This window comes from Pseudomonas sp. NFACC42-2 (genome assembly GCF_900116055.1).
GTDB lineage: Bacteria > Pseudomonadota > Gammaproteobacteria > Pseudomonadales > Pseudomonadaceae > Aquipseudomonas > Aquipseudomonas marginalis.
In genome coordinates this window covers 1-8,132 of record NZ_FOZO01000039.1, presented here as the reverse complement: position 1 = coordinate 8,132, position 8,132 = coordinate 1, and the positions used below count along the sequence as shown (strand labels likewise).

General features: G+C 59.9%; 7 protein-coding genes. 4 read left to right on the top strand and 3 right to left on the bottom strand.

What is annotated here, in order from left to right; all coding sequences use genetic code 11:
- Positions 1-2,129: RHS repeat-associated core domain-containing protein (locus BM416_RS30200; RefSeq protein WP_139237797.1), on the top strand; the 2,129-nt coding region annotated here is incomplete at its 5' end.
- A 5-nt stretch (positions 2,130-2,134) separates the two neighbouring features.
- A complete protein-coding gene (locus BM416_RS30195; RefSeq protein ID WP_092490393.1) occupies positions 2,135-2,494 on the top strand; it encodes a hypothetical protein in 360 nt (119 codons plus the stop codon).
- Between the two features lie 93 nt (positions 2,495-2,587).
- Here the strand turns inward: BM416_RS30195 and BM416_RS30190 are convergent, their stop codons facing one another.
- The 3 genes from BM416_RS30190 to BM416_RS30180 form a co-directional block, all read right to left on the bottom strand.
- Complete coding sequence (locus BM416_RS30190; RefSeq protein WP_092490392.1) at positions 2,588-3,817, bottom strand: M20/M25/M40 family metallo-hydrolase; 1,230 nt, start codon at positions 3,815-3,817, stop codon at positions 2,588-2,590.
- 46 nt (positions 3,818-3,863) lie between these two features.
- A complete protein-coding gene (locus BM416_RS30185) occupies positions 3,864-4,922 on the bottom strand; it encodes a diguanylate cyclase (protein ID WP_092490391.1) in 1,059 nt (352 codons plus the stop codon).
- Between the two features lie 85 nt (positions 4,923-5,007).
- Positions 5,008-5,640 (bottom strand): LysE family translocator, encoded by a 633-nt coding sequence (locus BM416_RS30180; RefSeq protein ID WP_092490390.1) that lies wholly within the window; start codon positions 5,638-5,640, stop codon positions 5,008-5,010.
- A gap of 124 nt (positions 5,641-5,764) precedes the next feature.
- Here BM416_RS30180 and BM416_RS30175 point away from each other — a divergent pair, with 124 nt between their 5' ends.
- Together BM416_RS30175 and BM416_RS30170 are read left to right on the top strand one after the other, a co-directional pair.
- On the top strand, positions 5,765-7,177 hold the full coding sequence (locus BM416_RS30175; RefSeq protein ID WP_092490389.1) for an aminotransferase-like domain-containing protein: 1,413 nt from the start codon (positions 5,765-5,767) through the stop codon (positions 7,175-7,177).
- Between the two features lie 233 nt (positions 7,178-7,410).
- The coding region (locus tag BM416_RS30170) for a ribonucleotide-diphosphate reductase subunit beta (RefSeq protein WP_139237796.1) at positions 7,411-8,132 on the top strand (722 nt) is incomplete at its 3' end.

Genomic DNA, 8,132 nt, shown 5'->3' with positions numbered 1-8,132 from the left:
TGGGCCACGTCACCCGCTACGAATACGCCGACGGGTTGCACCTGATCAGTCGGCGCATCAACGCTGATGGCACTCAGGTCAACTACCGCTACGACAACGTGCGGTTATTGCTGACCGAGATCGAAAACGAGGTCGGCGAGACCTACCGACTTGATTACCACCCCAATGGCCTGATCCAGCAGGAAACCGGTTTTGATGGGCAGCGTACGGCCTACGTCTACGACCTCAACGGCAACCTGCAGGAAAAGACCGAATACGGTGACGATGGTAGTCAGCTCGTTACTCGTTACGAGCGCGATCACGCCGGGCGGCTCGTCCGAAAAACCCTGCCCGACGGTAGTCTTGTTGAGTATGCCTACGACCGCCAGGGCAACCTCCTCAGCGTCGACGACGGCCACTGGGCGCTGGCCTACGAATACGACCGCCAAAACCGCCTCACCGCCGAACACCAGGGCTGGGGCACCTTGCGCTACGGCTACGACGCCTGCGGCCAGCTTCAACACCTGCGCCTGCCCGACAACAACCGCCTGGTGTTCAACCACAGCAAAGGCGGCCACCTCGCCACCGTCGAGTTAAATGGCACGCTGCTGACCTCTCATCTGTTCAAGGCCGGCCAGGAACACCAGCGCCAACAAGGCCAACTCCTCAGCCACTACCATTACGACGACCAACACCGCCTGCACGCCCACGCGATCACCCAGCAACAGGACCACCTCTACCAACGCCAATACGACTACGACAAAACCGGCAACCTCACCCGCCTGCTCGACACCCGCAAAGGCGAACACCACTACCACTACGACCCGTTAGGCCGCCTCACCCGCGCCGACCATTCTCAAGACCTGCAGGAACGCTTCGGCCACACCCTGGCCGGCAACCTGCTGATGCAAGACCGCCCCGGCCCCGATATCGTCGCCGGCAACCGCCTGATGATCCAGGGCGACCGCCACTACGACTATGACGCCTTCGGCAACCTCATCCGCGAGCGACGCGGCAAAGGCCATCAACTCGTCACCGAATACCGCTACGACTGCCAGCACCGGCTGATCGGCATCACCCAACCCAACGGCCAAACCGCCAGCTATCGCTACGACCCGTTTGGGCGGCGTATCAGCAAAACCGTGGACGGCCTAACCACGGAGTTTTTCTGGCAAGGCGACAGGCTGATTGCCGAGCACCATGCAGATCGCCACCGCAGCTATCTCTATGAACCCGACAGTTTCCGTCCGCTGGCACTGCTGGAAGGCTTCGGCCCAAAAGACACCAAGCCCTATCACTACCAACTCGACCACCTCGGCACGCCGCAGGAACTCACCGACCCCGACGGCGAAATCGTCTGGTCCGCCCACTACCGCGCCTACGGCCAGATCAGCCGACTCGACAAAGGCACAATCGATAACCCGCTACGTTTCCAGGGCCAGTACTTTGATCAGGAAAGCGGGCTGCACTACAACCGCCATCGCTACTACAATCCAGATATTGGGTGTTACCTGACGCCTGATCCGGTGAAGTTGGCGGGTGGGATCAACGCGTACCAGTACGTGCCCAATCCGACGGGGTGGGTGGATCCGCTGGGGTTAAGTACTTGCCCTGGGGGAGATGGTTGCAAACCAAGAACTACCGTTCAAAACCCAACTGGAGATGTTGATCACGGCGAGCCTGCGTTACCGCAACTAACACGTGCGGAGAGAAAGGCAAGAATTGATGAACTGGCAGAAGCTAACGCTTACCGACGCTTGGAAGAGTTAGAAAAAGCAACACCGGGCGCGCATTTTTTGGAAAAGCACGGCGCGCAAACAACACTTGATTCTCAGCTTGAAAGAATCAGAACAGCTAAAAACCCTACCACGGGAATTGTTGAAATTTACACATCAGGCCCCAATAACGGGCAACCCAAATATCCACCTGCTGCAACACACTATCTGAGTCACAGGGATCAATTTAACTCGATATATCGAGCACAGCTAATCTTTAGAAGAAACGGCCACGCAGCATCGCTAAGACCAATGGACATGGGAAAGATTATTGGTGAAGGCTATTCCAGTGGCGGCATGGAGTATAGTCAACAACGCAAAGCTCGAGTAATTCTAGACCAAAACGGAAAACCTAAAACCGCTTATACAGAGTGATGAGCATGAAAAGAAAGCCAAGCATGTCAATAATTCGTGGTTTACTCTTCACTTACGACATTGAAAATACGGATGATCTGGAGCGAGAATGTCTCATAGCCTCGAAAAACATAAACAACGAGAAAGAGCTTATCGAGCTCTTTGATGAATTAACCAAGCCCGAGTTCTTGTCTTATACAAAGTCAGAACAGGAGTGGTTTATTGAATCGATAGAGCACTACCTTGCTATTGACGATAACTTTGATGCAGCTTTTAAAACAATGGCAACTTATTTCAGCGAGCCAGTAACTGATCAACAAGCATTCATGAGCGTACTACTGGAGTGCCTGAAACAATACAACGGTACTCATAAATCGCGGAAGTGAACTCGACACCACCAGCCACCTGTGGCGAGCAAGCCTGCTCACCACAAGGAATGAAGGCTCAGCCAAATTGAATAGGCGAGCCTCCCAGCCTGATCAGCGTTTACTCAGTTCCATAATCATCCGACTCAACAAGTAAATCCGCGGCGCCACGCTCTCCACCTCCGCATACTCCTGCGGCGTATGAATATTCCCCCCTACAATCCCAAACCCATCCAACGTCGGCGTCCCCACCCCGGCGGACAAACTGGCATCCGCCGCCCCGCCGCTGCCTTCAATGGTCAACGTCTTACCCAGCTCCCCGTAAATCCCCTGGGCAATCGCCACCAGCTTGTCCGACTCCGGCGTCTGCGGCATAGGCGGCAGGCCGCGTTTGAGGGTAGTGGTCACTTCGGTTTCCGGGATCAATTTGTTGGCGGAGACCCGCACCAAGTCCTTCTCGATCCGATCGAACTCTTCCGGCAATGCCGCACGCACGTCGGCCTTGGCGGTGGCTTGGTCGGGGATGACATTGGTGCGGTCGCCCGCGTTGATCACGGTGAAGTTGATGGTGGTCTTCTTTTCTTCATCGCCGAGTTTGCCCAGTTGCAGAATCTGGTGCGCGGCTTCCATGGCGGCGTTGCGTCCCAGCTCCGGGGCCACGCCGGCGTGGGCGGCTTTGCCTTTGACTTCGACCACGGCGGTGGCACTGCCTTTGCGCCACACCACCAGGCCGTCGGCTGGGCGGCCGGGCTCCAGGTTCAGTGTGACGTCGTGGGCCTTGGCGGTGTTACGGATCAGTTCAGAGGCGATGTCGGAACCGGTTTCTTCGCTGGCATCGAGCAGGAAGGTAATTTGTGCGTAGTCCTTGAACCCTTGGTTCTTCAGGACTTTGAGCGCGTAGATGCCGGCGACGATGCCGCCCTTGTCATCCATCACCCCGGGACCATAGGCGCGGCCATCCTTGATATGAAACGGCCGCTCGGCCGCCGAGCCTTCCTTGAACACGGTGTCCATGTGGGCCATCAGCAGGATTTTGGCCTTGCCGTTGCCCTTGAGGGTGGCGATCACATGGCTGCTGTTGGCGGCGGCATCCGGCACCCGTTCAATGGTGAAGCCCAGTTGTTTGAGTTCATCGACGGCGATGTCACTCACCTGGGTCAGGCCTGGCCCGTAGCCGGAACCCGAATCGATATTCACCAGGCGCTCCAGCAGTTTCAGGGCCGGGGCCTTGTACTGTTCGGCGTCCGCCTGGATCTGCTGGTGGGGTTCGGCGCTGTAGGCCGGGACTGCGAAGGACAAGGCCAACGTGGCGGCCAGGAGGGTACGCGGGAAGGTGAAGGGCATGAACCGATCCTTGTTTTTTGTTGGGGTGCCGCCTCACCCTACCCCACTAGACCGACCGCAACCAAGTGCCTTGCACCGAACTGACCCGGTTGCGCCCGCTGCTCTTGGCTTCATACAGCGCCAGGTCCGCCTCATTGAGCCAACGGGTCGAGTCGGCGTGCGCCGGTTGATACGGCGCCAGGCCGATGCTCAAGCTGGCGCGCAATGAAGGGTCCTGGGCGTAGGCCAACGCGTTGAAGCGATCGCGCAACGCATCCATCACTTCGGTGGCGCGGTTGAGCGGCATGCCCGGCAGGATCACGCAGAATTCATCGCCGCCGTAGCGCCCGGCCAGGTCAGTGGTGCGCAGGTTCTGGCGCAGCACTTTGCCGAGCTGGCGCAGCACGATGTCGCCGGTGACGTGGCCATAGGTGTCGTTGATAAGCTTGAAATGGTCGATATCGATCAACGCAATCGCGGCCCCTTGCTGTTCGCGGCAGCAACGTTGGAACTCGATCTCCAGATGGTCTTTCCACGCGCCATGGTTGAGCAGGCCGGTCAGGCTGTCGGTACGGCTCAGCGCCAGCAATTCGCGTTTGTGCCGGGCCAGGGTCACCGCCTGGCGGTAACAGATCCAACCCAGCGCCAGCGGGTACAGCATCAGAATCGGCAGGCAGGCATAGAGCTGGACCGGGGTGGTCATGGCGATAAAGGCCGGGGAGAATATCAACAGCGACGTGCCGATGCCCAGCGCCTGCGCCGCCCAGCCCGCCAGCATGAAACGCGGACCGCCGATGGCGACGTTGTTCATGGTCATCATCGACAGGGTCGTCACACCGGGAAGCGGGTTGAAATGCATGGCCGCGACCCAGAAACCGCCGCAAAACGAATCGAACAGCAAATTGCGGCGCTCACTGCGCAGCGTATGGGTAGTACGCAACGAGCGCTGAAAGGCCACGACCGGCCAGACAAAGGCGTTGATCACCATCCAGGCCCACACCCACGGGGCCGGATCCAGCGGGTACATGCCAAACACCACGCACACAAAACCGAGCGTCAGCCCTAAGGTGCGGGATCTGTACAAACGGGTAGCGAGCGGAAGTCCTTTTCCTCCGACGGCTGGCATGGAGGGCTGTAATCCTGGATGAATGCCTGGAGTCTATCAGGGAGCCAGCAATTCGCCACTACTGCTCATTCCCCATCCAAACCATTCAGTGGGGAAAACCGCGGGCCAGCATCAACGCCACACCCAGCAGCAGCACCGCCGTGGTCCGCTGCAACAGCACACGGCGCTGGGGGTTTTCCAGCACGTGCTTGATGCGCTGGCCGAAGTAGCAATACAGGCAACCGCTGGCAAATTGCAGCACCAGGAAGGTCGCCCCGAGGATGGCGATATCCACCGCTGAACGGTGCTCCCCTGCCCCGGCGAACTGTGGGAATACAGCGCTGAACATGATGAGGGTCTTGGGGTTGGAAAAGCCGGTCAGCAGTCCTTTGCCGAACAGGCTGCGCGAGCCCTCCACGGCAGCCGCCTTGCCGATCGACACGCCGCTGCCGGTCCACTGCTTGTAGGCCAGATAGAGAATGTAGGCCACTCCGACCAACTGAATGGCCTGGGTGATGGCGAGATTGCCCTTGATCAGTGCCGAAAAGCCCACGGCAAAGATCAGGATGGAAATCAGGTACGACACACTGGCACCGAGTTGCGCCGGGATCGAACTGCGCAAACCGCTCTTCAAGCCCAGGCTCAACAGCAGCAGGGTCATGGGGCCGGGGCTGAAGGTCATGGTGGCGCAAAACAGCAGGAAGTAGAGAAACGAAGAGAGCGTCAATGCGCTGGTCATGGCCTTGGACCCAGGTTGAGAAGGCCTGCAGTGTAGGCAAGCGCCGTTGCACAAGGCAGGTAAAGTCAGGCTTAATCCGGCCGAACTTCACCGGTAAAAGCACCGGCAAACACAAGGAAGGTTTATGTTTGTATCCGCCATCGCTTTTGTCGACGGCACGCCCAAGGTGCAGCAGATCGTCGACACATTCAGCCAGCGAATCGAGAGCGGCGAATGGGCGCCCGGCAGCAAGTTACCGTCGGTGCGAGAGTTGACCCAGGCCCTGGGCGTCAGCAAGTTCACCCTCAACGAAGCCCTCGACCGCCTGCGCGGGCGCAACCTGCTCACCTCCAGCCAGGGCCGTGGCTACTTCGTAGCGATGGACAGTACGCGTCCGGTCTCGGTGGCGTGGGTCGACCTGCTGCCCCAGGACCTGCTCAGCGTGCTGCGTCGCCCGCTGGTCACCGCCGGCGGCGAGCTGCGCCCCGGCGGCGGCCACCTGCCGGAAGCCTGGCTGGACGCCGAGGGCATCCGCCAGGCCATGCGCAGCGTGGTGCGCACGCCGTCGTTGCGCATCGCCGGGCTGGGCACGCCCGCCGGGCTGCTGCCCTTGCGCCAGGCCCTGCAACAGAAGCTGCATGCCGACGGTTTGTCGGTCCCGGTGGAACAAATCATCACCACCCCCAACACCCTGCAGGGCCTGGACATGCTCATGCGCCTGCTCGCCAGGCCCGGCGACACGGTGCTGCTGGACGCACCGTGCTATTTCAACTTCCACGCCAACCTGGCGCTGCACGGTGTCAAGGTGGTGACCATCCAACGCCGCCCCGACGGTTTCGATTTCACCGCCCTCGAACAACTGCTGGCCGAACACCGTCCGAGCCTGTACCTGACCACCAGCGTGCTGCATAACCCGACCGGCCACTCCTTCAGCCCCAGCCAGGCATTTCGCCTGTTGCAACTGACCCAGCAGTACCACTGCCATATCGTCGAGGACGATCTTTACGGCGACCTGCACCCCAACCCGCCGCCACGCCTGGCCACCCTCGCCGGGCTGGACCAGGTTACCTACCTGTCAGGGTTCTCGAAGATCCTCAGTGCCAACACCCGCGTCAGCTTCGTGGTGGCCGCGCCGCAACTGGCCGCCAACCTGACCAATATGAAGTTGATGAGCGGCGGCGTGACCTCGGAACTGTTCGAGCAGATCGTCTACCGCATGCTCAGCGAAGGCAGCTATGCCAAGCACCGCAAGCGCATGGTCCAACGCCTGATGGAAGCCGGCGGGCGCGTGGAGCAATGGCTGCGGCGCTGCGGGTGCGAGTTGCCGATGGCCTATGAGGGCGGGATGTTCATCTGGGCACGCCTGCCAGCGGGTGTGAACGGCGAATGGTTGGCCCAGGAAGCGTTGAAACGCAGCCTGGTCCTGGCGCCGGGCGCGCTCTTCGGCTACGACCCGGTCCATCGCGATTCGATGCGTTTCAACGTGGCCCACAGTGATGAGCCACGGGTGCAGCAGGTGTTTGAAGCGCTGTTACTCGAGGCCGTGGGCGGGTCCTGAACGACAGCGCGGTTCTGCTGCCCCCTGCGACGTTCCATCCTTTCTTGTTCGTTGACCCATTCTGTTACACACCATATAGTGTGCCCACAAACAGAACAGACCACTACATAGTGTGCAGTATCGGTAATCGCCGACCACACTCTGCGCAGTATTTCAATGCCTGGCAGCCTGCAAATCAGATTTTTTTGGACGGGTTCACATGCCGTCAAAACAGAACAGAAGGGAGTATTTCAATGCTGAGTTGGGATGAAGTCGACAACGAGGACACCGGTGCAGCCGTGATCAAGGGCGCCAACGCCGGCCATGCCAGCGAAGCCAACATGGACCGCCTCGACGGTGCCGGCGCCGCTGCCGCCATCGAAGCCCGCGCCGTCACCGCCAGTGACTCCGCCGCCATCGTGCGCGCCAAGGCTGCCCTGGACAAACTCGACGTCGCCGAAGGCCTCGCCGAACTCGAAGGCGCCTCCGCCCGCGTCGCCGTTGACGAAAAGCGCATGATCAACTGCCGCGCCGACCTCAACCAACTCGTGCCCTTCAAGTACGACTGGGCCTGGCAGAAATACCTCGACGGCTGCGCCAACCACTGGATGCCGCAGGAGGTCAACATGACCGCCGACATCGCCCTGTGGAAAAACCCCGAAGGCCTGACCGACGACGAACGCCGCATCGTCATGCGCAACCTCGGCTTCTTCTCCACTGCGGATTCGTTGGTCGCGAACAACCTGGTCCTGGCCGTGTACCGCCTGATCACCAACCCGGAGTGCCGCCAGTACATCCTGCGCCAGGCCTTCGAAGAAGCGATCCACACCCACGCCTACCAGTACTGCATCGAATCGTTGGCCATGGATGAAGGCGAGATCTTCAACATGTACCACGAGATTCCATCGGTCGCCAAAAAGGCAGCCTGGGGCCTGAAATACACCCGCTCGATCTCCGATCCGAAGTTCGAAACCGG

Bases quoted from the DNA above. Each gene is read 5' to 3' on its own strand.
- BM416_RS30185 (WP_092490391.1), bottom strand. From the start codon at position 4,922: ATGCCAGCCGTCGGAGGAAAAGGACTTCCGCTCGCTACCCGTTTGTAC.
- BM416_RS30195 (WP_092490393.1), top strand. From the start codon at position 2,135: ATGAAAAGAAAGCCAAGCATGTCAATAATTCGTGGTTTACTCTTCACT.
- BM416_RS30190 (WP_092490392.1), bottom strand. From the start codon at position 3,817: ATGCCCTTCACCTTCCCGCGTACCCTCCTGGCCGCCACGTTGGCCTTG.
- BM416_RS30175 (WP_092490389.1), top strand. From the start codon at position 5,765: ATGTTTGTATCCGCCATCGCTTTTGTCGACGGCACGCCCAAGGTGCAG.
- BM416_RS30180 (WP_092490390.1), bottom strand. From the start codon at position 5,640: ATGACCAGCGCATTGACGCTCTCTTCGTTTCTCTACTTCCTGCTGTTT.